26 protein-coding genes are annotated in these 25,974 nt (G+C 61.2%); 15 read left to right on the top strand and 11 right to left on the bottom strand.

Annotation, left to right across the window (positions count from 1 at the left end; all coding sequences use genetic code 11):
• Positions 1 to 84: 84 nt before the first annotated feature.
• Together J3D60_RS30370 and J3D60_RS30365 are read left to right on the top strand one after the other, a co-directional pair.
• On the top strand, positions 85 to 1,662 hold the full coding sequence (locus tag J3D60_RS30370; RefSeq protein ID WP_065939998.1) for a flagellar hook-length control protein FliK: 1,578 nt from the start codon (positions 85 to 87) through the stop codon (positions 1,660 to 1,662).
• Positions 1,659 to 1,988 carry an EscU/YscU/HrcU family type III secretion system export apparatus switch protein gene (locus J3D60_RS30365; RefSeq protein ID WP_065939955.1) on the top strand — a complete coding sequence of 110 codons (330 nt, stop codon included), beginning with the start codon at positions 1,659 to 1,661 and terminating at the stop codon, positions 1,986 to 1,988. The genes J3D60_RS30370 and J3D60_RS30365 overlap by 4 nt, the downstream gene beginning before the upstream one ends.
• 220 nt (positions 1,989 to 2,208) lie before the next feature.
• On the opposite strand, the gene glp is transcribed toward J3D60_RS30365, so the two are convergent.
• Positions 2,209 to 3,435, bottom strand: coding sequence for a gephyrin-like molybdotransferase Glp (gene glp / locus J3D60_RS30360; RefSeq protein ID WP_253493809.1), 1,227 nt, complete (start codon positions 3,433 to 3,435; stop codon positions 2,209 to 2,211).
• Positions 3,419 to 3,958 (bottom strand): molybdenum cofactor biosynthesis protein B, encoded by a 540-nt coding sequence (gene moaB / locus J3D60_RS30355; RefSeq protein ID WP_141605862.1) that lies wholly within the window; start codon positions 3,956 to 3,958, stop codon positions 3,419 to 3,421. Before moaB ends, glp begins: the two co-directional genes overlap by 17 nt.
• Before the next feature lie 76 nt (positions 3,959 to 4,034).
• On the opposite strand from moaB, the gene mobA reads away from it, so the two are divergent.
• On the top strand, positions 4,035 to 4,637 hold the full coding sequence (gene mobA, locus J3D60_RS30350; protein ID WP_253493808.1) for a molybdenum cofactor guanylyltransferase MobA: 603 nt from the start codon (positions 4,035 to 4,037) through the stop codon (positions 4,635 to 4,637).
• Positions 4,638 to 4,718: 81 nt separating this feature from the next.
• Entirely contained in the window at positions 4,719 to 4,940 is a 222-nt protein-coding gene (locus J3D60_RS30345; RefSeq protein WP_010211805.1) for a YgdI/YgdR family lipoprotein, read from the top strand.
• A gap of 55 nt (positions 4,941 to 4,995) precedes the next feature.
• Here the strand turns inward: J3D60_RS30345 and J3D60_RS30340 are convergent, their stop codons facing one another.
• The 3 genes from J3D60_RS30340 to J3D60_RS30330 all read right to left on the bottom strand — a co-directional run bounded on the left by J3D60_RS30340 (position 4,996) and on the right by J3D60_RS30330 (position 6,600).
• Positions 4,996 to 5,886, bottom strand: coding sequence for a pseudouridine synthase (locus J3D60_RS30340; protein WP_253493807.1), 891 nt, complete (start codon positions 5,884 to 5,886; stop codon positions 4,996 to 4,998).
• A gap of 67 nt (positions 5,887 to 5,953) precedes the next feature.
• Positions 5,954 to 6,289, bottom strand: coding sequence for a hypothetical protein (locus tag J3D60_RS30335; protein ID WP_003209087.1), 336 nt, complete (start codon positions 6,287 to 6,289; stop codon positions 5,954 to 5,956).
• A gap of 74 nt (positions 6,290 to 6,363) precedes the next feature.
• A complete protein-coding gene (locus tag J3D60_RS30330) occupies positions 6,364 to 6,600 on the bottom strand; it encodes a glutaredoxin family protein (RefSeq protein ID WP_027607016.1) in 237 nt (78 codons plus the stop codon).
• Positions 6,601 to 6,794: 194 nt separating this feature from the next.
• Here J3D60_RS30330 and J3D60_RS30325 point away from each other — a divergent pair, with 194 nt between their 5' ends.
• A complete protein-coding gene (locus J3D60_RS30325) occupies positions 6,795 to 8,531 on the top strand; it encodes a monovalent cation:proton antiporter-2 (CPA2) family protein (RefSeq protein WP_253493804.1) in 1,737 nt (578 codons plus the stop codon).
• On the opposite strand, the gene J3D60_RS30320 is transcribed toward J3D60_RS30325, so the two are convergent.
• Positions 8,518 to 9,726 carry an ammonium transporter gene (locus J3D60_RS30320; RefSeq protein WP_065940001.1) on the bottom strand — a complete coding sequence of 403 codons (1,209 nt, stop codon included), beginning with the start codon at positions 9,724 to 9,726 and terminating at the stop codon, positions 8,518 to 8,520. The two genes, J3D60_RS30325 and J3D60_RS30320, sit on opposite strands and share 14 nt — an antisense overlap.
• Positions 9,727 to 10,071: 345 nt before the next feature.
• Between J3D60_RS30320 and J3D60_RS30315 the strand changes: the two genes are divergently transcribed.
• From J3D60_RS30315 to J3D60_RS30280, 8 genes are all read left to right on the top strand, one after another.
• Entirely contained in the window at positions 10,072 to 10,386 is a 315-nt protein-coding gene (locus J3D60_RS30315; protein WP_012723021.1) for a YqjD family protein, read from the top strand.
• Between the two features lie 3 nt (positions 10,387 to 10,389).
• Positions 10,390 to 10,773: a phage holin family protein gene (locus tag J3D60_RS30310; protein WP_065939958.1), complete on the top strand. Its 384-nt coding sequence runs from the start codon at positions 10,390 to 10,392 to the stop codon at positions 10,771 to 10,773.
• Positions 10,770 to 11,108: a hypothetical protein gene (locus J3D60_RS30305; RefSeq protein ID WP_065939959.1), complete on the top strand. Its 339-nt coding sequence runs from the start codon at positions 10,770 to 10,772 to the stop codon at positions 11,106 to 11,108. The genes J3D60_RS30310 and J3D60_RS30305 overlap by 4 nt, the downstream gene beginning before the upstream one ends.
• A gap of 90 nt (positions 11,109 to 11,198) precedes the next feature.
• Positions 11,199 to 12,362: an EAL domain-containing protein gene (locus J3D60_RS30300; protein WP_065939960.1), complete on the top strand. Its 1,164-nt coding sequence runs from the start codon at positions 11,199 to 11,201 to the stop codon at positions 12,360 to 12,362.
• 71 nt (positions 12,363 to 12,433) lie between these two features.
• A complete protein-coding gene (locus J3D60_RS30295) occupies positions 12,434 to 13,765 on the top strand; it encodes a deoxyguanosinetriphosphate triphosphohydrolase (RefSeq protein WP_115488082.1) in 1,332 nt (443 codons plus the stop codon).
• 171 nt (positions 13,766 to 13,936) lie between these two features.
• Positions 13,937 to 14,332 (top strand): response regulator, encoded by a 396-nt coding sequence (locus tag J3D60_RS30290; protein WP_065939962.1) that lies wholly within the window; start codon positions 13,937 to 13,939, stop codon positions 14,330 to 14,332.
• 256 nt (positions 14,333 to 14,588) lie between these two features.
• A complete protein-coding gene (locus J3D60_RS30285) occupies positions 14,589 to 15,209 on the top strand; it encodes a response regulator transcription factor (RefSeq protein WP_065939963.1) in 621 nt (206 codons plus the stop codon).
• An 8-nt stretch (positions 15,210 to 15,217) separates the two neighbouring features.
• Complete coding sequence (locus tag J3D60_RS30280; protein ID WP_253493802.1) at positions 15,218 to 18,850, top strand: transporter substrate-binding domain-containing protein; 3,633 nt, start codon at positions 15,218 to 15,220, stop codon at positions 18,848 to 18,850.
• 29 nt (positions 18,851 to 18,879) lie between these two features.
• On the opposite strand, the gene J3D60_RS30275 is transcribed toward J3D60_RS30280, so the two are convergent.
• Positions 18,880 to 19,362 (bottom strand): GAF domain-containing protein, encoded by a 483-nt coding sequence (locus J3D60_RS30275; RefSeq protein ID WP_115488079.1) that lies wholly within the window; start codon positions 19,360 to 19,362, stop codon positions 18,880 to 18,882.
• Positions 19,359 to 20,249 (bottom strand): ATP-binding protein, encoded by an 891-nt coding sequence (locus J3D60_RS30270; RefSeq protein WP_027607006.1) that lies wholly within the window; start codon positions 20,247 to 20,249, stop codon positions 19,359 to 19,361. The genes J3D60_RS30275 and J3D60_RS30270 overlap by 4 nt, the downstream gene beginning before the upstream one ends.
• A 163-nt stretch (positions 20,250 to 20,412) precedes the next feature.
• On the opposite strand from J3D60_RS30270, the gene J3D60_RS30265 reads away from it, so the two are divergent.
• On the top strand, positions 20,413 to 22,722 hold the full coding sequence (locus tag J3D60_RS30265; RefSeq protein WP_253493799.1) for a response regulator: 2,310 nt from the start codon (positions 20,413 to 20,415) through the stop codon (positions 22,720 to 22,722).
• Here J3D60_RS30265 and J3D60_RS30260 read toward each other — a convergent pair.
• The 3 genes from J3D60_RS30260 to msrB all read right to left on the bottom strand — a co-directional run bounded on the left by J3D60_RS30260 (position 22,676) and on the right by msrB (position 24,260).
• Positions 22,676 to 23,167, bottom strand: coding sequence for a MarR family winged helix-turn-helix transcriptional regulator (locus J3D60_RS30260; RefSeq protein WP_141157124.1), 492 nt, complete (start codon positions 23,165 to 23,167; stop codon positions 22,676 to 22,678). The genes J3D60_RS30265 and J3D60_RS30260 overlap by 47 nt on opposite strands.
• Positions 23,164 to 23,649 (bottom strand): glutathione peroxidase, encoded by a 486-nt coding sequence (locus J3D60_RS30255; RefSeq protein WP_027607003.1) that lies wholly within the window; start codon positions 23,647 to 23,649, stop codon positions 23,164 to 23,166. The genes J3D60_RS30260 and J3D60_RS30255 overlap by 4 nt, the downstream gene beginning before the upstream one ends.
• A gap of 218 nt (positions 23,650 to 23,867) precedes the next feature.
• Positions 23,868 to 24,260, bottom strand: a complete 393-nt coding sequence (msrB, locus tag J3D60_RS30250; RefSeq protein ID WP_065939967.1) for a peptide-methionine (R)-S-oxide reductase MsrB — start codon at positions 24,258 to 24,260, stop codon at positions 23,868 to 23,870.
• Positions 24,261 to 24,462: 202 nt separating this feature from the next.
• Between msrB and J3D60_RS30245 the strand changes: the two genes are divergently transcribed.
• Positions 24,463 to 25,674 carry a pyridoxal phosphate-dependent aminotransferase gene (locus J3D60_RS30245; RefSeq protein ID WP_065939968.1) on the top strand — a complete coding sequence of 404 codons (1,212 nt, stop codon included), beginning with the start codon at positions 24,463 to 24,465 and terminating at the stop codon, positions 25,672 to 25,674.
• Positions 25,675 to 25,974: the final 300 nt, after the last annotated feature.

Raw genomic sequence — 25,974 nt, 5'->3', positions numbered from 1 at the left:
TTACCGCTCTCTTTGCAGACGGGCGGCATTATACATGCGATGCCCTACGCTAAAGAGGGCTATTTCCCAGAGACGATGCGCACGATGACCGGCGAGATCAACCTTCCTACGCTTCCTCCCACCCCGGCAGCCGGGCAAAGCCCTGCGCCTGCGCCCGGGGCGCTGCTGAAACTGCTGGAGCCGCAGACCGGGCTGATCGAACCGGGCAAAACCGTGAATGCCGAGGTGCTCGCCCTGAAACAAGGCGGTGAGGCGTTTCAGCTGTTGCTCAAGCTGACCCTTGAAGGCGGCCGCCAGACGCTGGTGCAAGCCAGCAGCCCACAACCCTTGCCGTTGGGCAGCAATGTGGCCGTGAGCCAGACGCCCGCAGGCAACCTGGCCATCAGCCTGCAACAAGCCCTGAGCGCCAACGTTGCCGCCCTCACCCGTATCGATACGGCCAAGATGCCGGAAGGCACCCTGCTGCAGGCCAAGGTGCTGACCACCCAGGCCCTCCCCCAAGGCACCGCGCAGCCGGCGATCTACCGTTCGTTGGTGAGCGTACTCAATAGCGCCATGGCCGGTGCGACGCTGACACTGGAAAGCCCGCAACCGTTGCGCGTGGGCAGCTTGCTCAGCGCCGTGGTACAGAACGCGCAAACCCTGAATTTTGTGCCGTTGAGCGGGCTCAAGGATCAACTGGCCGTCACCCAGCAATTGTCGACCCAGCAAAGTCGCCAGGGCTCCCTGGATGCGGTGTTCACGGCATTGCAAAATCTGCCCCGCGGCGACAGCACCTCCTCCGACCTGCGCGCTGCCGCCGACCGTTTGCTGGCGGCCTTACCCGACCTGGCACAGGTGAGCAACCCCAAAGTGCTGGCCCAGGTTATCCAGAACAGCGGCGCCTTTCTTGAAGCCAAGCTACTCGCCGGGCAAAACCCGCAGGTGCCGCCGCTGGATATGAAAGGAGCGCTGCTGCGCCTGGTCGCCGACCTGCTGCCCGCCCTGCCTGCGAGCACCAACCTGAATGCCATTCTTGCCGCCAACACCCTGGCCCAGGTGCTGCCCAACTTCGTGCGCAGCCCGTTGGGCACCCTCGGTCAGGTCGGCGCGCGGCAAGCACCGGTCAGCTTCCCACTGCCGGAGCGGCTGATGGCAAAACTGGAGGGCGAAGGCGACCTGGAAAACCTGCTGCGCCTGGCCGCCGGGGCCATTTCCCGCTTGCAGAGCCACCAGCTGTCGAGCCTGGAGCAAACCGGCACCACCGCCGATGGCCGCCTGCAAACCACCTGGCAGTTGGAGATCCCCATGCGCACCCTGCAGGACATCGTGCCGTTGCAGGTCAAGTTCCAGCGCGAAGAGCCGGCGCCGGACAAGGACCAGCCCGAACGCAAGGATTCCAAGGAGCCCAAACAGATGCTCTGGCGCGTCGAACTGGCCTTCGACATGGAGCCCCTGGGGCCGTTGCAGGTCCAGGCGCAGCTGACCCAGGGCAAGCTGTCCAGCCAACTGTGGGCAACCCGACCTTTCACTGCCAGCCTGATCGAAAGCCATTTGGGCAGCCTGCGCGAGCGCCTGGTGTCGTCGGGGCTCAATGTCGGCGACCTGGACTGCCACCTCGGCACCCCGCCACGCGGGCCGAAAACCGGACTGGAACAACGCTGGGTGGATGAAACCGCATGAACAACGCCAACCCGCCACGCCAGGCGATTGCCCTCAAGTACGACGGCCAACAGGCACCGACCCTGACCGCCAAGGGCGACGATGCCCTGGCCGAAGCCATCCTCAAGTTGGCGCGGGAAAATGAAGTGCCGATCTATGAAAATGCCGAGCTGGTGAAGCTGCTGGCACGCATGGAACTGGGCGACAGTATCCCGGAGGAGTTGTACCGCACCATCGCCGAGATCATTGCATTTGCCTGGACGTTGAAGGGCAAGTTCCCGGTGGGCTATGACCCGGATGCCGGGCCGGTGGAGCGGGATGTCACGGAGCGTGGCGACGATTACTGAATAGCCACGGGCATATACAGGTTCAAATGTGGGAGGGGGCTTGCCCTAAGGCTTTTTGTAGGAGCGAGCTTGCTCGCGAAAAACTCACAGGCGCCGCGTTCATTCAGGAAGCACGCGTTATCGTTGACGTTTTTCGCGAGCAAGCTCGCTCCTACAGGACGCGATGTACGCTTAACTGACTGGCATCAGGGCAAGCCCCCTTCCACATTTGGATTGGGGGTCAATTCAAGACTTCACTCAGAGGGATGAAATTGACTCGATCGCCGATGTCCAGCGTCGTCCCTTCCAACACCTCCACAAACCCCTCCGCCCACGCCGCGCTGCGCAGCACGCCGGAGCTCTGGTTGCGGTAGATGATCGCCTTGCCCTGTTCGATGCGCCCGCGCAGATACTCGCGGCGGTTGCCCGGCTTGGGCCAGGTGAACCCCACCGGCACGTCGAAACGCAGCGGCTCCACGTCCGCCACACCTTGGCGGCGCAGCAAGTAGGGGCGCGCCAACAGCGCAAAGGTCACCAGGGTCGAGGCCGGGTTGCCCGGCAGGCCGATCACCGGCACGCCACGGAAATGGCCAAAGGTCAGGGGTTTGCCCGGCTTGATCGCCAGCTTCCATAACGCCAGCTCACCCTCCTCGCGCAGGGCAATACCCAGGAAATCCGCCTCGCCCACCGACACACCGCCCGTGGACAAAATCAGATCAACCGCGCTCAAGCCTGCCAGGCGCGAACGGGTCTGCTCCAGGTCATCCGGCAGGATGCCTGCGTCGATGACTTCGCAACCCATGCGCTCAAGCCAGGAACACAACACGCGGCGGTTGCTGTTGTAGATCTGGCCCGGACCGAGGGGCAAACCGGGCTCGATCAGCTCATCGCCGGTGGACAACACCGCGACACGCGGGCGGCGGATCACGTCCAGACGGTCACGACCAAGGGAAGCCGCCAGGCCCAGTTCGATCGGGCCCAGGCGCGTACCGGCCGCGAGCACCAACTCACCGACGGTGGTTTCCTGGCCTTGGGGGCGGATGTTCTGGTTGAGCTGCAACGGTTCGCTGAAGCTCACGCGCTCATCGGCGTGGACCACGGCGTTTTCCTGCATTTCCACGCAGTCCGCGCCTTCCGGTACCGGCGCCCCGGTGAAGATGCGCGCACAGGTGCCGGCCGCCAGCGGCTGCGGCGCCTGGCCAGCGAAAATACGCTGGCTGACGGGCAAGGGTTCACCGGTCCAATCCGCCAGGCGCACGGCGTAACCGTCCATGGCGCTGTTGGGCCAGGGCGGCAGGTCGAGGGTGGAGACCAGATCCTGGGCCAATACACGGCCGTCGCACTCGGCCAGGGGCAGCACGTACTGCTCGCGGATCGGCGCGGCTTCGGCCATCGCCAGCAGCTGTTGCAGGGCTTGTTCTACCGGCATCAGGGCGCCGGTCTTGCCGGGCTTACCCACGGGATTCACAGGGTTCGGCCAACTTCAGGTGCGGCACGAAGTTGCACGGCCGATGACGGTTATCCAGTTGTTCGGCGAGGATGCCATCCCAACCGGTGCGCACCGCATTGGTGGAGCCCGGCAGGCAGCACACCAGGGTGCCGTTGGCCAGGCCGGCCAGTGCACGGGATTGCACGGTGGAGGTGCCGATGTCGGCCACGGAAATCTGGCGGAACAGTTCGCCAAAGCCGTCGACCTGTTTGTCGAGCAGGCAGCTGACCGCTTCGGGGGTGCTGTCGCGGCCGGTGAAGCCGGTGCCGCCGGTGATCAACACCACTTGCACCACGTCTTCAGCGATCCAGTGGGCGACCTGGGCGCGGATCTTGTAGAGGTCGTCCTTGAGCAGCACGCGCTCGGCCAGGTGGTGGCCGGCGGCGGTGAGGCGGTCGACGAAGACCTGGCCCGAGGTGTCGGTGTCCAGGGTGCGGGTGTCGCTGACGGTCAATACCGCGATATTCAGGGGTACGAAGGGTGCATCGGCCTTGGCTTTCATGGCACGGTCCGGTTGTCGAAGGAACGGCCCGATGTTATATCACAGGCCCCTGTTCAGCTGCCTGCGCGGAACCCACATGCCACTCGATTCAATCCCCCTGCCCTGTTCGATCCTGCTGTTGGCCGGCGGCCGCGGCCAGCGCATGGGCGGCCAGGATAAAGGCCTGCTGGACTGGCACGGCCTGCCCTTGATCGCACACGTGCAGCGCCTGGTGCGGCCACTGACCGATGACCTGATCATCTCGTGCAACCGCAACCTGGCGCAGTACGCCGCCTATGCCGACCAATTGGTAAGCGACGACAGCCCGGATTTTCCCGGGCCATTGGCCGGTATCCGCGCAGGACTGGCCGCCGCGCGCCATGGGCACCTGCTGATCCTGCCGTGCGATGTGCCCCATATCGACGCTCGACTCCTCGCCGACCTGCGTGAAACCGCACAACGCCATCCCTTGTTGCCGGTGATGGTGCGCCACGGTGAATTCTGGGAACCCTTGATCTGCATCATCCCCATCGGCCTGCAAGCCGAGGTAGAACAGGCCTGGCATGCCGGTGAACGCAGCCCGCGAAAGATCCTCCTGCAATTGGGCGGCGTCGGCGTGGAATGCCCAACCGATGACCCGCGCCTGGCCAACCTGAATACACCAGAGCTGTTGCGCCCAAGGTCTGACGTGTCAGAATGAACCTTCGCACAAGGAACTTTGGCGACGTCTCACACGTCACAAGGTCAGCAATCAAAAAGTATTCTCTTGGAGACAACACCCATGACTCAACGGACCATCGCCGCTCTCATGCTTGCACTGGGCCTGGCTACCCTCGCCGGTTGCGCCTCGCCGACAGTGATCACCCTGAATGACGGTCGCGAAATCCAGGCCGTCGACACCCCGAAATACAACGAAGATTCGGGTTTCTACGAATTCGAACAGCTTGATGGCAAGCGTACCCGCATCAACAAGGATCAGGTTCGCACCGTTAAAGACCTGTAAGCCTCAGCGCCTGCACACAAGGCCCGCCTCGCGCGGGCCTTGTCGTTTCCGGGGGTTACCAGTCGAGGGTGATGAGGCTGCGAAAACGGCGTTCTTCACCGGTGACCGGGTCGATAAACCGCACGCCCTGGGCCAGCAGCTTGAGGGGATTGGCGTAATCGTCCACAGCATCCTTAATCACGTCGGGGTAGAACGGATCGTTGCAGATGCTCGCCCCCAGCGCGGTCATGTGCACGCGCAGCTGGTGCTTCTTGCCGGTCACGGGAAACAGGCCGTAGCGCCATAAGTCGCCGTTCTTTTCCCGCACCTCCACCGCTGTTTCGGTGTTGCTGGCGCCAGGGCCTTCCTGCATGCGGAAGAACGGTTCGCCATCCACCAGGCGGCTTTTGTGTACCAACGGGAATGTCAGTCCCGGTAAGGCCGGGGCAATGGCTTCGTAGAATTTATCGATCCGGCGCGTGGGAAACAGCTGCTGATAGGCCGAGCGGCTGGCCGGGTTGGCCGAGAACAACACCAGCCCGGCGGTGTGTCGGTCGATGCGGTGCAAGGGCACCAGCGCCGGGTTGTCCAAGCGGCGAATCAGGCGGCGCAGCAGGGTTTGCTCGACGTACTCGCCGGCCGGGGTCACGGGCAGGAAGTGCGGTTTGTCCGCCACCACCAGGTGCTCGTCGGCGTAGAGGATGGTTTCCTGCACCGGGATGACTTTTTCGTTGGGGACTTCACGGAAGTAATAGATGCACAGGCCTTCCTTGTAGGCCAGGTCCAGGGGGATCGGGCTGCCATTGACATCCAGCACCCGCCCGCGGGCGATGCGGTCCAGCCAGTGTTCGCGACTGATCGCCGCAAAATGTTCGCACAGGCACTCCAGCACCGTCGCCCAGGGGCCAGGTGGCAGGTACAGGGTGCTGGCTTGGTGCTGGGACGCGGAAAAAGCGGATGTGGGCATGCTCGAAGCCTTGAAAAAACAGGCGGGCATTATCCCGCATCAAGCGGGATGAAACCTAGGGCGGATCTCAGGCCTTGGCCAATTCCGCGCGCAGGACCGGCGAAGCACTCGCCGCCTCGGTGAACTCCTTGAGCCAGCGCAGCACGTCTACCGCTTCCCAGCGGCCGGGATCGTAAAGCGCGTACAACAGACCCTGGTAACCCACCACATCGAGCTGCTTGTGATAACCGGCGCGCTGGAACAGCGCCTCGATCTCGGCAAAGCAGGTATTGAAATGCACTTTGTTAAACGGCGTCTTGCCTTCCGTGACCAGGCCGTCGAGGCGCAGCTCGTTCACCGCGTCGCGCACGACATCGGCAGACATGCGATTGACGCTGCTTTTCAGTTGTTCAACATTCACCACGGGCGTTCCCTCTATTCAATCGCTGTACAAACATACAGTAACGTAATATTCGGAAACCCGCCATCGCATAAACGTCAGCGCAGGAAGGCGACAACCTGATCCGCATCGAAGGGCCAATCCAGTTCAGCCCCCGTGTCCACCCGCCGAAGCACCGGAATCCTTAGGCCGTAGGCGTCGGTCAGGTCGTCGGGGTCGGTGATATCAACCAACTCGACCAGCAACCCGCGTTCGACGAGCGGCATGATTTCGGCTTCGGCAATCTCACAAAGATGGCAACCCAGGGTGCCGAACAACTGGCATTCAGGAAGCATGGCGACTGGCCCCGATCAGTAAGTAGACGAGCATTCTAAGCCTGACAAAAACCTGTGGCGAGCGGGCTAGCCACAGGTACAGCGTTCACTCTCCGGAAATCCGCCGACCACAATAAACCCTGACCCAGATCACCATGGCCTATAACTGATTCAGCGATTCTCGCGGCTTTTTGCCCGCTCACCCTGCAACGGAGATGCTTGTGTTCGCCAACCTGCTGATCATTCTGGCCTCATCCCTGGTGGTGATTGCGCTGTTTCGCCGGCTGCAACTGCCCCCCGTGCTGGGCTACCTGTGCGTGGGCCTGGCCGTAGGGCCGACGGCCCTGGACTGGGTGAATGACAGCGAAGAGCTGCCCGACCTCGCCGAACTGGGCGTGGTGTTCCTGCTGTTCTCACTGGGCCTGGAGTTTTCCCTGACCAGGATGCTCGCCCTGCGCCGCGTGGTGTTTGGCCTGGGCAGCTTGCAGGTGCTGGGGTGCAGCGTGCTGCTGGGGGGCCTGTTGATGGCCTTTGGCGTGGCGCCGGGCATCGCCTTGTTGCTGGGTGCGGGCTTGGCGCTGTCGTCCACGGCGATCGTCAGCAAGGAACTGACCAGCCTCGGCGAAATCTTCAGCAGCCATGGCCAGAACGCGATCGGCGTGTTGCTGTTCCAGGATGTGGTGGCGGTGTTGCTGCTGACGCTGGTGCCGGTGTTCGCCGGCAGCAGCGAACAGGCCTGGTACTGGGCGTTGCCGCTGACGCTGGGCAAAACCGTGGTGTTGTTCGTGGGCCTGTTGCTCGCCAGCCGCTGGTTACTGCCGCGCTTGTTTCATGAGGTCGCCGCTTCCCATTCGGCAGAGCTGTTTGTGCTGCTGGCGCTGGTGATCGTCTTGCTGACAGCCTGGCTCACGCATCTGCTGGGACTCTCCCCTGCCCTCGGCGCCTTCCTGGCCGGCATGCTGCTGGGTGAAAGCCATTACCGCCATCAGATCGAAGCGGATATCCGCCCGTTTCGCGACATCCTGCTGGGGCTGTTTTTCGTCAGCATCGGCATGCTCATCGACCTGCAGTTGTTCGTCAGCCACAGCCTGTTGATCCTCGGCATGACTCTCACGCTGATGCTGATCAAGGGCGGAGTGGTGGCCGCGCTGGTCAAGCTGCGCGGCAGCGACAGTGAAACCGCCTGGCGCAGCGGCCTGGCCCTGGCCCAGGGCGGTGAGTTCTGTTTTGCCCTGATGGCGCAAATGCAGCAGAGCCGGCTGATCCCCGATGAGTTCAACGGTCTGCTGCTCGCCGCCACGTTCTGTTCGATGCTGTTGACCCCACTGCTGCTGCGCGCCGCGCCGGCGATGGCCCTGCGCCTGCACCGCAAGCCCAACCAACAGGTGCAACTTGAAGAAATTGCCGCCCTCAACGCCCAATTACACGGGCATGCGGTCATCTGCGGCTATGGCCGGGTCGGGCAATCCATCGGGCGCTTTCTGCGCAATGAGCAACAGGCGTTTATCGCCCTGGATGACGACCCGGAACGGGTCCAGGAAGCCGCCACCGAAGACAGCAGCGTGCATTACGGCGACTGTCGCCGTGGCGCCTTGCTCAGTGCCGTGGGCCTGGAACGGGCGCGCCTGGTGGTGATTGCCGTGGACAACAGTGATGTGGCCCTGGCGGTGCTCAAGGAAGCCCGCCATATCAACCCCGACGTGCCGATCCTGGTGCGCACCCGCGATGACAGCCAGTGGGCTGAATTGAAAGCCGCGGGCGCCAGCGAAGTGGTGCCCGAGCTGCTGGAGTCAAGCCTGATGCTCGCCTCCCACGCCTTGATCCTGCTGGGCCTGCCGGACCAACAGGTCCAGGCGCGGGTCGATGAAGTCCGGCATAACCGCTATCGCCTGCTGCACGGTTTCTACACGCACCCGAGCACCGACGAAGAGGCGCCGATCAATCCTGACTGACCGCACCGATCTTGTGGATCGACAGGTCTGCGCCGTAATACTCCTCTTCCTGGCTCAGGCGCAGCCCGTGTACGCGCTTGATCACGCCGTACACCAGCAGGCCGCCGCCGAGCGCGACGGCCACGCCGAGCCCCGTACCGATCAATTGGCTGATCAGGCTCACACCGCCCAATCCACCCAGCGCGGTCTGGCCAAAGATGCCGCAGGCAATCCCGCCCCATACACCACACAGGCCATGCAGTGGCCACACCCCCAGCACATCGTCGATCTTCCAGCGGTCCTGGGCAGCGATAAAGCACCACACAAACAGTCCGCCAGCGACGACACCGGTGACCAGCGCGCCCACCGGATGCATCAGGTCGGACCCGGCGCAGATCGCCACCAGCCCGGCCAACGGACCGTTATGCAGGAAGCCTGGGTCGTTGCGACCGATCACCAGGGCGGCGACGGTGCCACCGACCATGGCCATCAGCGAGTTCACCGCCACCAGGCCGCTGACGCCGTCCAGGGTTTGCGCGCTCATCACGTTAAAGCCGAACCAGCCGACAATCAGGATCCACGAGCCCAACGCCAGGAACGGAATGCTCGACGGCGCAAACGCCACCAGGCGCCCTTCGCGGTAGCGCCCATTGCGCGGGCCCAGCAGCAGCACCGCCGCCAGCGCCAGCCAGCCGCCCATGGCATGCACCACCACAGAGCCGGCAAAGTCATGGAAGCTGGCGCCGAACGTCTTGAGCAACCAGGCCTGCAAACCGAAATTGCCGTTCCACACCATGCCTTCGAAAAACGGATAGATAAACGCCACGATCAACGCAGTGGCGCACAACTGCGGAGCGAACTTTGCACGCTCCGCAATACCGCCGGAGATGATCGCCGGGATCGCTGCCGCAAACGTCAGCAGGAAGAAGAACTTCACCAGGCCATAACCATGGTCGGCGCTGATCACGGCCGCCGGTTGCATGAAGCTCACGCCGTAGGAGATCCAATAGCCTATAAAGAAATAGGCCAGCGTGGAGATGGCGAAGTCGCTGAGGATCTTCGACAGAGCGTTGACCTGGTTCTTCTGGCGCACCGTCCCGACTTCCAGAAACGCGAAGCCGGCGTGCATGGCCAGGACCATGACCGCACCGATCAGGATAAACAGGGTATTGGAGCTGTGGACCAGAGTGTCCACCGCACTTTGCAGATTTTCCATGGAGGTTGGCAGGCCTGTGTAAAGGCAAAAGCACCAAAGCGGTTCAAGCCAGGGGTTGCGCGCACTAAATTGGCACCACCGGTACCGCCCCTCTTCAGAGGGCGTGAACCGCTTTAGCGCAGCGTTCAACACAACCGGCCGTTGCCGACAGGGTTTTTCCGCGAGTTTCAATTATTTAGGGTAAGGTTTTTCGAGACTTGAGCCCCGACCGCCCGGATTCAGCGCAAGCCCCAGGGCGTGCGCACCAAGGCAAAGCAAAAGCTGTACCAGACAATTGCACTGAACCTTCACCGATACCGGTGACTCGAAACCACACGTACCGATCAGCCAATCACGGAGATAACCATGGCCAGAAGAACTGCAAAGACTGCTCAAGAAATACTGATGGCGGATTTTCAAACCCTGGTCACTGACACCGAAAGGTTGCTCGACGACACCAAGGTGCTTGCGGGCGACCAGGCCGATGAGCTGCGCGCCAAGATTCATGACACGCTGCTGCAGGCCCGCGAAACCCTCAAGCAAACCGAAGACTCCCTGCGCGAACGCGGCCAGGCGGCGGTCACCGCAACCGAAGATTACGTGCAGGCCAACCCCTGGCAGTCGGTAGGCATTGCCGCCGGCGTGGGCTTTTTGATCGGCCTTCTGGCTACAAGGCGCTAAATCATGTCTATCGGCGAAAGCAGCTCGTCCACGGGCTCAACTTCACGACGCCTGGGCGCGGCCGTTCTTGGTTTGCTGCACAGCCACGTCGAACTGTTTGGCATCGAACTGCAGGAGCAGAAGGCCCGTACCGTCAGCCTGCTGCTGTTTGCCGGCCTGGCGCTGGTGTTTGCCCTGTTGTTGCTGGTGGGGTTGTCGACGCTGGTGATGATCCTGGTATGGGACACCGGCTACCGCCTGACCGGGATCATCTGCCTCTGTGTGTTCTACAGCCTGGCCGCTGCCTTCTGCGGGGTGCGCTTGAAAGCGGCGGTGTTCGATGAATCCACGCCGTTCCACGCCACCCTCGAAGAGCTGGCCAATGATCGGGAGCGCCTGCTGCCATGAGCTCGAATGAAATCCAGCAAACCTCCCGCCGGGAAATGCGCAAGGCGTTGATCCGCCTGCGCATGGAGATGCACCGCCAGGAAATTCGCCACGAGTCCCAGCAATTGATGGTGCCGTTGAACAAGGTGCGCAACATGGGCCAGAGCTTTCAGGGTGGCCTGGGCATCAAGCACGCGCCGCTGTGGGGCGTGGCCGCGGTGACGCTGATGGGGTTCTTGACCGGCAAAGGCGCCAAGGGCGGCGGTATCAGCAGCGTGACGCGCCTGGTGCGCCTCGGTGCCGGCCTGATCCCGCTGATCAAACTGGCCATGCAGGGCAATTCACGCAAAAGTTGAGCCTGCTGGCTGCATTCTTGCTAACAGAATGGCCCGGTCCTCGTTTTCGAGGACCGGGCCTTTTTTCGCCAGTGCTTTTAAGGAGGCCCCGTGATCGACGGGCAACCGCTCGCCTGCTTCCAACCGTTTATCGATACCGCCACCGGGCGCATTGCCGGCGTCGAGGCCTTGGGGCGTCTACGCCAGGCTGATGGCCGCCTGCAGTCCGTTGGCCCGCTGTTCGCCGACCCACGCACGCCAGGCGCGACCTTGCGCCGTCTCGACCGGCAGATTCGCGACAATGCCTTGAGCCGCCTGCATGAAGCCCCGGAAGACTGGTTCCTGAGCCTGAATATCTCGCCGCGCTGGATCAACCAATTGCGTCCGGGCCAGGCGCTGCCGAGCCTCAAACAGATCCACAGCCATGGCGTCGACCCGCAGCGCATCGTGTTCGAGATCACCGAACTGGGCGGCGACATCCAGCGCCTGGCCGAGGTGGTGGCGCGCTATCGCGAGGCCGGTGCGCGCATCGCCATCGATGATTTCGGTGCCGGCTATTCCCAGCTTGACCGGGTACTGGCGCTGCAGCCGGACATCCTCAAGCTGGACATGCGCCTGTTCCAGCAAGCCGCCAGGGGCGGACCGAGCAGTGACGTCGTGCGGGCGCTGGCGCAGATGGCGGAAAAGACCGGCTGCTGGATCATTGCCGAAGGCGTGGAAACCGAGGCGCAGCTGAGCTTCGCCCTGGAATGCGGTTCGCGCTACGTGCAGGGCTATCTGTTTGCCCAGGCGCACTTGGACTGGTTCGCCACCGACGCCTTCGTGCCGCGCTTTGACCAACTGCGCGCGGCGTATGTCCAGCAGAAGCTGGCCGAACGCGGGCGCATCATGCAACTGCGCCAGCAATTGACCGAACTGATGAAGATCCTGCAATCCTGGGCACAGGCCCAAGCCCCGCTGGATCACTTGCCCCAACTGCCGGCCTTCCCCTGGCTGCTGCGCTTTTACCAGTGCGACCGGCATGGCACCCAGCTGACCCCCAACTTCGAATGGCGCCAGGACGCCTGGCAGGCCGACAGCCGCTACCTGGGCCACAACTGGTCATGGCGCCCGTACTTCTATCACCTGCTGGCCGAAGGTTGGGAGGAGCGTCGCCTGACGCTGTCCTCGACCTACCGCGACGCCACCACCAACCAGTACTGCCTCACCGCCGGACAATTCTTCGATAACGGTCAGCGCTTGCTGTTAATCGATATCGACGCGGCCGGGCTGTAGATTTTCGCTTGCCCCGCCAAGGCGGAACCGGGAAGCTGGGAGGGTCATTCACCGTACGGAGAGTACCCGCCTTGGATTGGCCCACCCTGCTTACCCGCGAACGCCTTGGAAAACCCCTGCACAGCCCGGAAGAACTCGGCCGCAGTCCGTTTCACAAAGACCATGACCGCATTATCTTCTCCGGCGCGTTTCGCCGCCTGGGCCGCAAGACCCAAGTGCACCCGGTGTCCAGCAACGACCATATCCATACACGCCTGACCCACTCCCTGGAAGTCAGTTGCGTAGGCCGCTCTCTCGGCATGCGCGTGGGCGAAACCCTGCGCAGCGCCCTGCCCGACTGGTGCGACCCGAGCGACCTGGGCATGGTGGTGCAATCGGCCTGCCTGGCCCATGACATCGGCAACCCGCCGTTCGGGCATTCCGGCGAAGACGCCATCCGCCACTGGTTCCAGCAGGCAGCAGGGCGCGGCTGGCTGGACGACATGAGCAGCGCCGAGCGCAATGACTTCCTCAACTTCGAAGGCAATGCCCAAGGCTTCCGGGTACTGACCCAACTGGAATACCACCAGTTCGACGGCGGCACGCGCCTGACCTACGCGACCTTGGGCACGTACCTCAAGTACCCCTGGACCGCCCGCCACGCCGACTCCCTGGGTTACAAGAAACACAAGTTCGGCTGCTACCAGAGCGAACTGCCGATCCTCGAACAGATCGCCAGCAAGCTCGGCCTGCCGCAACTCGAGGAACAACGCTGGGCTCGCCATCCCCTGGTCTATCTGATGGAGGCGGCAGACGACATCTGCTACGCCTTGATCGACCTGGAGGACGGCCTGGAGATGGACCTGCTGGAGTACACCGAAGTCGAGTCACTGCTGCTCGACCTGGTGGGCGACGACCTGCCGCAGACCTACCGGCAACTGGGCGCCCAGGACTCGCGCCGACGCAAGCTGGCGATCCTGCGCGGCAAGGCCATCGAGCACTTGACCAACGCCGCGGCGCGCGCCTTCGTCGAACAACAGGATGCCTTGCTTGCCGGCACCCTGCCCGGCGACCTGGTGGAACACATGCACGGCCCCGCCAAACGCTGCGTGCTGGATGCCAAGGACATGGCGCGCAAGAAAATCTTCCAGGACAAGCGCAAGACCCTGCACGAGATCGGTGCCTACACCACCCTGGAAATCCTGTTGAACGCCTTCTGCGGCGCAGCCCTGGAGCAGCACGGCGGACGCACGCCATCGTTCAAGAACCGGCGCATTCTCGACCTTCTGGGCAACAACGCGCCGGACCCTGCGTGGCCGCTGCACAGGTCGTTCCTGCGGATGATCGACTTCATTGCCGGCATGACCGACAGCTATGCCACCGAGATGGCACGGGAGATGACCGGGCGCTCCAGCCCTCAATAACCTGGCTGATCACGCCGCCTGTTCACTGAACAGAATCTGCCTACGATGGGAACAGAGCGGCCTGATCGAATTCGCACAAGCACCCGAAGAATAATCGCGCACGCTCCGGGCAGGTCTGGCGAACAGTTCCTACGTGCCCCCTATCGACGCTTGACTCACCGTGTGCCTTCTATGCCCCGTTACCCCCTTCGGATCCTGTTGGTGGAGGACCATCCCTTTCAACTGCTCGCCACCCAATGCCTGCTGAGGAGCTTCGGCTTCGAGCACCTGGTCCCGGCCGAAAACGCCGAAGAGGCAATCCGTTTGATGACCCAGGCCGAAGCGCCCTTCGACATCATCCTCTGTGACCAGTGCCTGCCCGACCTGCCTGGGCTTGAATTGATTGAAATCGCCAGTCGCCAACGCTTTATCAAGACCGCCATCTTGCTCAGCGGACTTCCCGAGGCAGAACTTTCAGCGTTGCAAACCCAAGCCCACAAACGTGGCCTGCCATTGCTCGGTTACTTACCAAAGCCGTTGAATAAAGATGAGCTTGCACGTTTGACCCATACATTACTCACGTTATAAATGTAGGACTTTAAACAAATTGATCAGTCAGAAAATTCGCGCACAACAACCGTAAAGTCCCTGCCACGTTCCTTCAGCCCGCGCCTCTGCGGAGCATTGGCCTTTCGCGTTACGACTCCTTAGAGATGGGTAGGCTTTTACCTTTTTTAATGTAGGAACTTTCCTGTTTTATACCTGTTGCCACCCAAGTTCATGCTTACCCATCGGCTTCTGAGCTAATGTGCCCGCTTTATTTGTACCTGCATGGAATATGATCATGAACACAGTTTTTATTATTGATGACCATCCCGTTATAAGACTGGCCATACGAATGTTGCTGGAGCACGAAGAAAACTTCAAAGTAGTCGGCGAAACGGATAACGGATGCGACGCCATACAAATGGTCCGCGAATGCATGCCGGACCTGATCATCCTCGACATCAGCATTCCAAAACTCGATGGCCTGGAAGTGCTGTGCCGATTCAACGCCATGAACGCCTCGATGAAAACCCTGGTTCTGACGGCTCAATCCCCCACCCTGTTTGCCACGCGCTGCATGCGTTCGGGGGCCGATGGCTACGTGTGCAAGGAAGGTGACCTGAGCGAGCTGATGAGCGCCATCCGCGCCGTACTGTCCGGTTACAACTACTTCCCCAGCCAGGCCTTGACCCCCTGCGATGAAAGCGGCAAGGAACTTGAACTGTTCAAGGCCGTAAATGATCGCGAGTTGATGGTATTGCAACTTTTCGCACAGGGCCGCACCAATAAGGAAATAGCTAAAGGTATGTTCCTGAGCAACAAAACAGTAAGCACATATAAAAAGAGGCTGATGCAAAAACTTCAAGCCAAGTCCTTGGTAGAACTTATCGAGATGGCAAAACGAAACGCGCTAGTGTGAGAAACCGGATGCCCAGGCGTATAAAGGACTATTTGATTATATTGAGTGCCGGTTTGTGCTTCAGCACCGCCGTGCCTGCCACCCCTCCAGCGAGCCCGGAGCATTTCAACCTATTGAGTCGCGCGAGCTCCGTGCAGCTGGAACCCTACCTGAACAAGGCCCAACGCCAATGGCTCCAGAACAAACGCGAACTGGTACTGGGCGCGGCGTTTCCTGACTACCCGCCCTTTGACCTCACCTCCAGCGGGCGTGACTATGAGGGACTCACCGCCGACTACGCCGGCCTGCTGGCAATGGCGCTGGACGTGCCGGTAAAAGTGTTGCGCTACTCCTCCCGAGAGGCCGCCATTCGTGCCCTCGAAGCAGGGGAAATCGATTTACTGGGTTCCTCCAACAGCTTTGAAGCGGCAAATCCCAACCTGACGCTGTCAGAACCGTACGCCGTGGACCGGCCGGTATTGGTGACCCGCGAAGGCGAAACCCGCAGCCTGAATGATGGGCTGGCCGGCATGCGCCTGGCACTGGTCTATCACTATCTGCCACTGCACGAAGTGGAAAGGCTATACCCCAAGGCAATCATCCGTGCCTACCCTTCTTATCAAAACGCCTTGAATGCCGTGGCTTTCGACCAGGCAGACGTCTTTCTCGGCGATACCATTTCCACCCACTACATGATCAACAAGGGTTACCTGAAAAACATCCGCATGGCGAATTTCGGCAAACATGAAGCCTATGGATTCAGCTTTGCAATGCCCCAGGACCAGCAGACACTGTTGAGCATCGTCGACGCCGTGCTGAGGGCCGTGCCCACTGCCGAACGGGAAACGATTGCCAAACGCTGGAGTGCCGGCAGCGACATCCTCCTGACCGACCAAAAGTTGCAACTGAGCCTTCGCGAAGAACGTTGGCTGAGAGAAAACCCGGTCGTCAAAGTGATCGTGAACCCCACCTTTGCGCCGCTGACCTTCTTCGACGCCGATGGCACTTTCCGCGGCATTACGGCCGACCTGCTGGAACTGATTCGCCTGCGCACCGGGTTGCGCTTCGAGATTCAGCGCGGGCGTGATGTGAACACCATGATCGAGCACGTTGAAACCGGCAAAGCGGACATCGTCGGAGCAATCATCCCCAGCGTCGAGCGAGAAGCCCAACTGAACTTCAGTCGTCCCTACCTGGAAAACTCCTACGTGATGCTGACACGCAAGGACGGCCAGGCCCCCACAGGCCTTGAGGAAATGGAGGGCAAGCGCCTGGCGATCACGCAAGGCAGCCCGCTGAAAAAATTCCTGCGTGAGCACTTCCCAAAGATTCAGCTGGTAGATACCGGCGACACGTTCAAGTCAGCCGAACTGCTGGTACAAGGCCATGTAGAGGGCGCGGTGAATACCCTGGTGGTCGCCAATTACTTCCTGTCCTCGCAGATACTCCAGGACAAGATCCAAATCAGCTTCAGTATTGGCACGATGCCGGCCACCTTCGGGCTGGCGACCTCCCGCAGCGCCACCGAACTCAGCTCGATTCTCGACAAGGCGTTGCTCAGCATCGCCCCGGACGAACTCGGCGTGATCAACAGTCGTTGGCGCGGCTATACCGCCGCCTCGGACAGTTACTGGCGCGACTATCACCAACTGATTGCGCGCATCGTTATCGGCACCGGCCTGCTGCTGCTGATTTCCCTGAGCTGGAACGCGTACATGCGCCGCCAGATCAAGCAACGGAAAATGGCCGAGCGCGCCCTCAATGATCAGTTCGAGTTCATGCGCGCCCTGGTCAATGAAACCCCGCACCCGATCTACGTACGTGACAACAAGGGACTGCTGCAGACCTGCAACGACAGCTACCTGCAGGCGTTCGACGTCAAGCGCGAGGACGTGATAGGTAAAAGCGCGGTCCAGATCAGCACAGCCCTCGCCGTCGAGGCGGCGCAATACCATGCCGACTATCGGCGCGTGGTGGCCGAGGGCAACCCGCTGATCCTGGACCGCACCCTGCATATTCGCGGAAAAAAACTGACGATCTACCACTGGATCCTGCCGTACCGCGACTCCGTCGGTGAAGTTCAGGGCATCATCGGTGGCTGGATCGATATCAGTGAACGACGCCAGTTGTTCGACGAACTCCGCACCGCCAAGGAGCGGGCCGACGAGGCCAATCGGGCCAAAAGCACATTCCTCGCCACCATGAGCCACGAAATCCGCACGCCGATGAACGCGGTGATCGGCATGCTCGAGCTGACCCTCAAACGGGCGGACCAGGGCCACCTCGACCGCCCGGCCATTGAGGTTGCCTACAACTCGGCCAAGGATCTGCTCGAGCTTATCGGCGACATCCTGGACATCGCGCGGATTGAATCCGGTCGCCTCAGCCTGGCACCGGAACGCGTCAACCTGAGGGAGGTGATCGAGTCGGTGGTGCGTGTCTTCGACGGCCTGGCACGCCAGAAAACCCTTAGCCTGCTGCTGGAGTTCACGCCTGATCTGGAACACACCGAAGTGCTGATCGACCCGCTGCGCTTCAAGCAGGTGCTGTCCAACCTGATCAGCAACGCCATCAAGTTCACTGAACGTGGCCAGGTAAAGATCAAGGTGGAAGTATCAGCCACCGAACTGCCGCAGCAGGTCGAGATGAAACTGGTGGTGGAGGACACCGGCATCGGTATCAGCCGGGACGACCAGATGCGCCTGTTCGAACCCTTTGCCCAGGCGGACAACTCAGGACAGCTGGCCAGGAGCGGTGCGGGCCTCGGGCTGGTGATCTGTCGCAGCCTGTGCGCGATGATGGGCGGGCAACTGAGCCTGAGCAGCGTGCCCATGGTGGGCACCCAGGTGCATGTAAGCCTGAAAATGAATCGCCTGCCGGCGCTGCAGGTGGCCGAAGAGCTCAAGCCCGCCGCAACCTCGAACGTGCCGGTGCTCAATGTGCTGGTGGTGGACGATCACCCGGCGAATCGCCTGTTGATGTGCCAGCAGCTCGGCTACCTGGGTCATCAATACACCGCCGCCCAGAACGGCGCCTCCGGCTTCCAGGCCTGGCGCCAGGAGCGCTTTGACCTGGTGATCGCCGATTGCAACATGCCGATCATGAATGGCTACGAGCTGAGTCGTTCGATACGCGAATACGAGGAACGCGAACAGCTGACGCCTTGCGTGGTACTGGGTTTTACTGCCAATGCCCAGCCCGAAGAGAAACAACGCTGTGCGCAGGCAGGCATGGATGACTGCCTGTTCAAACCCATCAACCTTACGGCGCTGGAGCGGCAATTGGCGAAGATAAGTCCTCAACCCAGCGGCATGACCCTGGACATCGGCAACTTCGAGGCCCTTACCGGTGGCGATCCGCACATGAGCCGCCTCTTGCTGGAAGAGTTGCTGAACAGCAGTCGCCAGGATCGCCAGGAGCTGGTCGCACTGATCGCAGCGCAGGCCTTGCCCGAAGAGATCATCGAACAGGCTCACAAGATCAAGGGGGCCGCGCGCATCGTTCAAGCCTCTGCGCTGGCCTCGCAATGCGAAGCCGTCGAACAGGCCTGTGCCCGGGGTGATGATCGGCCCCTGATCGAGGCAGGTGTAAAGTCCTTGGAGAAGCTGATGCTGGAGTTGGAGAGGATGCTGCAAGTGCGGCTTGAGGAACTGGATGGCTGATAAGGGGCGGGTCGCGCCCCCTATTTCGATCAGCAGTCGGTCAACCGCAGGAAAATCGCCGCCAGCTGTTCGATACCCGCCTGATCCTGAGGGGTAAAGCGGGCCAACGACGGGCTATCGAGGTCAAGGACACCTATCAATTTGGCGTCCTTGACCAGTGGCACCACCAATTCGCTGTTGGAGGCGCTATCACAGGCGATATGCCCGGGGAACGCGTGCACATCGTCTACTCGCTGGGTTTGCCGCGAGGCTGCGGCCGCACCGCACACCCCACGGCCGAACGGAATACGCACACAGGCGATCTGCCCCTGGAACGGGCCAAGCACCAGCTCTTCATTGCGGTTAAGGTAAAAGCCCGCCCAGTTCAGGTCATCCAGCTGGCTGAACAGGAAAGCCGAAAACTGGGCGCTGTTGGCGATGAAATCACGCTCATCGGCCAGCAGCGACTCCAGTTGGGCACTCAGCAGGGCATAGCCACCGAGGCCGGTGCCGGCTTGTTGTAAATCGATCATGGTTGACGCTCCAGCAATTTGAGACCCACCCAGTAACGGGCGAATTGATACGCGCAACGACCGTTGCGGTTGCCACGCCCGGTGGCCCAGCGCACGGCGAGAATGTCGAGGTCCTCATCACGCTGCCACTGCAAACCCGCCTTGTTCGCCAGCTCACCGATCCAGTGCTCGACAACATCCAGGAAATGTTCCTGGGTGAACGGGTAGAACGACAGCCACAAGCCAAAGCGGTCGGACAAGGCAATCTTGTCTTCCACCGCCTCGCTCGGGTGCAACTCACCGTCCACGCGCTTCCAGTTATCGTTGTCGCTCTGGTTTTCCGGCACCAGGTGGCGGCGGTTGGACGTGGCATACAGCAGCACGTTTTCAGGGGCCTGTTCCAGGGAGCCATCCAGCACGCTCTTGAGCACCCGATAGTCGCCTTCGCCGGCTTCGAACGACAAGTCGTCGCAGAACAGGATGAAACGTTGCGGCAACTTGAGCAGTTGCTCAACCACCCGCGGCAGGTCGGCCAAGTGGTCACGCTCGATTTCGATCAGGCGCAGACCGGCCTTGGCGTGTTGGGCGAGCAAAGCGCGCACCATGGACGATTTACCGGTGCCCCGCGAACCCCACAGCAACGCATGGTTGGCAGGCAGGCCATCCAGGAACTGCTGGGTGTTGCGCGCCAGGGTTTCACGTTGCTTGTCCACGCCGATCAGGTCGGACAAGCGCATGTCCAGGCTCACGTCCAGCGGCAACAGGAAGCCACTGCGGCCCTCGCGCTGCCAACGGGCGGCCAGGCACTGGTTCCAGTCGATGGTTTGGCGCGGCGCGGGCAACAAGGGTTCCAGGCGGGCGAGCACGGCATCGGCTCGCTCCAGAAAGGCACTCAATCGAGAATCCACGATTATTCCTCTGGCAAGTTCTTGCAAAAGATGGCGTATTGGCAACCCTGCGACAGACCGCTTGGGGCTGCGTAAAAAACGATTCATGCCGGGCAGGCCTGGGCTTGTGGATGTTCAGCTATGCTTGCCGGGCGAAGGGAAACGTGAAGTGGTTCAACACTCAATGGATATCAAGTTCGCCCACCGCTTGTCTTATAAACAAGCCAGATTGACGGTACTGGTCGGTTTCGTCTTGGGAACCTTGCTCAGCCTGATCCAAATCGGCATTGATTATGCCAGCGAAGACGCATCCATCAACCGCGAAATACGTTCGCTGATCGAAATCAGCCATAACCCCGCGTCACGTATCGCCTACAACATCGATGCCGAACTGGCCCAGGAACTGACCCTGGGCCTGCTGCACTCCCCCGCCATCATTCGCGCGCAGTTGATCGACAACAACGGCGTGGTGCTGGCCGATGTCGACCGGCCACGCAAGGAAAGCACCTACCGGCCTATCAGTGACTTCATGTTTGGCGCCAACCGCCAGTTCGAAGACCAACTGTTCCTGAGCCACATGCCCAACGAGTCACTTGGCGTACTGCGCCTGGACGTCGACACCTACGCCTTTGGTAGCCGGTTCCTGCGCCGCGCCGAGATCACCCTGCTCAACGGGTTCGCGCGCAGCCTGCTGCTGACCGGGATTTTGCTGGGCCTGTTCTACGTCATGCTGACCCAACCGCTGGTGCGCATTATTCGTGAGCTGAGTACCCGCAAGCAGGCACGCCTGGACTGCCCGCCAGGACATGAGCACGATGAAATCGGCGTGCTGGTGGACGTCGCCAACCAGCAATTCGAAAACATGGAAACCGAAATCCAGCAGCGCCGCCACGCCGAGGATCGGCTGACTGAATACCTGGGGCAACTGGAACATATCGTGTCCGCGCGCACCCTTGAACTCAAGGCCAGCAACCAGCGGCTGACCCAGTCCAACGATGAGCTGGAAGCCGCCAAGATGCATGCATTGGGCATGGCCCAGGCCCGGGCGGCCTTCCTGGCGAACATGAGCCACGAAATCCGCACCCCGCTCAACGGCCTGCTGGGCATGATCGCACTGTCGCTGGACAGCCCGTTGAACGCCGAACAACGCCAGCAACTGTCTATCGCCCATGACTCCGGCAAAGTGCTGGTGGAACTGCTCAACGATATTCTCGACCTGTCCAAGTTCGACGCCGGCCAGTTGGAGCTGGAGCGCATCCCGTTCGACCTCGGCGCACTGGTGGAAGACACCGCCAACCTGTTATCGCAGAACGCCGCACCGAGTGTGGAACTGAGCTGCCTGATCGACCCGCAGTTCCCGGCCCAGGTGCTGGGTGACCCGACCCGTGTGCGGCAGATTGTCAGTAACTTGCTCTCCAACGCCTTGAAGTTCACCCGCTTTGGTCGGGTTGATGTGCGCCTGCGTACCCATGAGGGCGGGGTGCGCATTGAAGTCTGCGATACCGGCATCGGTATTGCGCAGGAGGCCCAAGTGAAAATCTTCCAACCGTTCACCCAGGCCGGCGCCGGCATCACTCGCCAGTATGGCGGGACGGGCCTGGGCCTGGCACTGACGCACAACCTGTGCGAAGCGATGAAGGGGCGCTTGAGTATCAGCTCGGAGGTGGGCTTTGGCAGCCAGTTCTGCGCAGACCTGCCACTGCCCGCCCATTTGCCCGCGGTCCAGCCAGCGCCTCTCAAAGGCGAGGTCATCGCCATCACCAACGCCGGCAGCGGCCTGACAGAGTTGCTCACGACCCTGCTGCCCTGCTGGGGACTGTCCCTGCGCTGTTTCACCATGGATGACGATTTGAGCGGGCAAACCCCCGATCTGCTGATTACCGACTGCCCGGAATGCCTGTTCCGCATACGGCCGGGCATTACCGCGCCCATCCTGCTGGTGACCGCCTATGGCAACTTCATGCCCAGCGAAGAAGTGGCGGCACTGGCGCCGTTGCACCAACAGGCACGCCCCCTGAGCCGCAACGCGCTGTACCAGATCCTGCAACGCAACTTGCGCACCGACGCGCACCTGGTGCTTGACCCCGTCCAACTGGATGCCGCACCGCTCGCACATCGGGCGCGCATCCTGCTGGTGGAGGACAACCCGGTCAACCAACTGGTGGCCAAGGGCATGCTCAGCAAACTGGGCTGCGAAGTGATCGTGGCCGCCCACGGTGGCGAAGCGCTCAAGTTTCTTGAAGAACAGCGCTTCGATATGGTGCTGATGGACTGCAACATGCCGGTGATGGATGGCTATGAGGCCAGCCGGCAGATTCGGCGCAGCGGGCGCTGGCCGGACCTGCCGATTGTCGCGTTGACCGCCAACGCTTTGTCCGAAGAACGCGAGCGCTGCCGTGCGGCGGGGATGAATGACTACCTGGCCAAGCCGTTCCGCCGCGAAGAACTCAATGCCCTGCTGGACTTGTGGGTGCCTGGGACGACAAGTCTTTAAGTTGCACAAGCAACTGGTCGAGACCGTCGCGCAAGGCATCGGCTTGATTCAGGTCGATGCCGCGATCACACAGCAGGCGGGTTTTCAGGCCATGGGCCTGGTCCCGCAGTTGCACACCGGCCTCGCTCAGGCTCAAGTGCACTTCACGCTCATCCCTGGCACTGCGCCGACGCGCCACTAACTCAAGCTGTTCAAGGCGCTTGAGCAGCGGCGTCAGCGTGCCCGAGTCGAGCATCAGGCGCTCCCCCAGGGCCTTGACCGTCGGCTGCAGCGCAGGCGTGGCGTGCCACTCCCACAACACCAGCATCACCACATATTGCGGGTAGGTCAGACCCAACTGGTCGAGCATCGGCTTATAGGCACGGGTGACAGCGCGTGACGCAGCGTAGAGCTTGAAACACAGCTGGTTATCCAGGGCCAGGGACACGCTGGGCAGGTCGGTCATTTGAGCAAGGCTTCGATCTCTTGGGTCAAGTCCTGCGGCTTGGTGGCAGGACCGAAGCGCTTGACCACCTGGCCATCGCGGCCGATGAGGAACTTGGTGAAGTTCCACTTGATGCCCTTGGACCCCAGCAGGCCCGGCGCCTGTTTTTTCAGTTGCACGAACAGTGGATGGGCATCGCTGCCATTGACGTCGATCTTCTTGAACAACGGGAAGCTGACACCGAAGTTCAGCTCGCAGAATTCGGAAATCGCCCCTTCGTCACCGGGCTCCTGCTTGCCGAACTGGTTGCAAGGAAAGCCCAATACCACCAGGCCCTGGTCCTTGTACTGCTGCCAGAGTTGCTCCAGGCCCTTGTACTGCGGGGTGAAGCCGCATTTGCTGGCGGTGTTGACCACGAGGACGGCCTTGCCGGCGAAATCGGCCAAGGTCTTTTGCTCACCCTTGATGGTGGTGCAAGGGATGCTCAGCAGGTTGTTGCTCATGGCAGTGCCTCGATAAGGAAGAATGAGGATGAAACATAGTAGGCAATTCAATTGTGTGCAATTTAATTGACCGCACTGATGACACCTCATCAACACTCTGTAGGAGCGAGCTTGCTCGCGAAAAACTCAAGGACACCGGGCTGAACCAGAATGCCCGTGTAATCGTTGACGACTTTCGCGAGCAAGCTCGCTCCTACAGGGGCCCGCCGTCAGTCGAGTTAACGGGGTACAAGGTCCAGGCACACCGAGTTGATGCAATACCGCAGCCCCGTCGGCGGCGGACCGTCCGGGAACACATGGCCCAGATGCGCATCGCATTTGGCGCAGGTGACTTCGGTGCGGATCATGCCGTGGCTGACGTCACGGATCTCGATCATTGCGCTGTCGGCGATCGGCGCGTAGAAACTCGGCCAGCCGCAGCCGGAGTCAAACTTGGTGGTCGAATCGAACAGTGGCGCATTGCAGCAGATGCAGTGATACACCCCATCGGTCCGGGTCTCATTGTACTTGCCGCTGAAAGGGCGCTCGGTGCCCTTGAGACGGCACACGTTGTACTGCTCCGGATCGAGCATTGCCTTCCATTCTTCAACGGTTTTCTGCAACTTTTCCATCGGTACACCTCGGCAACTGAAAAAGCCTGATCTGTATCTTTTCCATGGATCAGGCGGCACGTATGATTGCGCCTCTTCAAAACGCCAGTCTGGCACCCGCGCTACCGGCATTCAAACGTATTTATGGGTGCGGGCCTTGCAGCATTCACAGTACGGTAGTGCCCACACCGTCTGGATCGTTCATTTTCAGGATCACATCGCCATGCAGGTCAGCAAATCGAACAAGCTCGCCAACGTCTGCTACGACATTCGCGGCCCGGTGCTCAAGCACGCCAAGCGCCTGGAAGAGGAAGGCCATCGCATCCTCAAGCTGAACATCGGCAACCCGGCGCCCTTTGGTTTCGAAGCGCCGGATGAAATCCTCCAGGATGTGATCCGCAACCTGCCCACCGCCCAGGGCTACAGCGACTCCAAGGGCCTGTTCAGCGCGCGCAAGGCCGTGATGCAGTACTACCAGCAGAAGCAGGTCGAAGGCGTCGGCATCGAAGACATCTACCTGGGTAATGGCGTGTCCGAGCTGATCGTGATGTCCATGCAGGCCCTGCTCAACAACGGCGACGAAGTGCTGGTGCCAGCACCCGACTACCCACTGTGGACCGCCGCCGTGACCCTGGCCGGCGGCCACCCGGTGCACTACCTGTGCGACGAGGGCGCCGACTGGTTCCCGGACCTGGCCGACATCAAGGCCAAGATCACACCGAACACCAAGGCCCTGGTGATCATCAACCCGAACAACCCCACCGGTGCGGTGTACTCCAGGGAAGTGCTGCTGGGCATGCTCGAGTTGGCACGCCAGCACAACCTGGTGGTGTTCTCCGACGAGATCTACGACAAGATCCTCTACGACGATGCGGTGCATATCTGCACCGCTTCCCTGGCGCCGGACCTGCTGTGCCTGACCTTCAACGGCCTGTCCAAGTCCTACCGCGTAGCGGGCTTCCGCTCCGGCTGGATCGCGATTTCCGGGCCCAAGCACAATGCCCAGAGCTACATCGAAGGCATCGACATGCTGGCCAACATGCGCCTGTGCGCCAACGTGCCGAGCCAGCACGCAATCCAGACCGCCCTCGGCGGCTACCAGAGCATCAATGACCTGGTCCTGCCCCAGGGCCGTCTGCTGGAACAGCGCAACCGCACCTGGGAGTTGCTCAATGCAATCCCGGGCGTGAGCTGCGTCAAGCCCATGGGCGCGCTGTACGCCTTCCCGAGGATCGACCCGAAGGTCTGCCCGATCCTCAACGACGAGAAGTTCGTGCTCGACCTGCTGCTCTCGGAAAAGCTGCTGGTGGTCCAGGGCACGGCGTTCAACTGGCCGTGGCCGGATCACTTCCGAGTGGTGACCCTGCCGCGCGTGGATGACCTGGACATGGCCATTGGCCGTATCGGCAACTTCCTCAAGTCCTATCGCCAGTAACCGGCATGGCGCTGTACGACCGGCATTCGGTCGTACAGCGATTATCTGGCAACACTTCTCTGGCTATACACTTTCCCCGTACTGCACTTGCGTTTCTACATCCACAAGCCCCTGTAGTTACGGGGCCGCAAGGCAAAAAGTGGCTTTTCACGGGTAGTATTCATCATCGGAAAATCCCTTCAAGGCTCTACATTCAGGCTGTAGGACACAGTTTGAAATAGTCGCTCGGTTGAATCACCCCAAGCCGCACCTTATATACCCCGCAGTACGCGACATATTAAGCATGAGGAGAACTCTACA

Source organism: Pseudomonas sp. S3E17 (genome assembly GCF_024168685.1).
GTDB classification, from domain to species: Bacteria; Pseudomonadota; Gammaproteobacteria; order Pseudomonadales; family Pseudomonadaceae; genus Aquipseudomonas; species Aquipseudomonas marginalis.
This window is presented reverse-complemented; position numbering and strand designations above follow the sequence as displayed.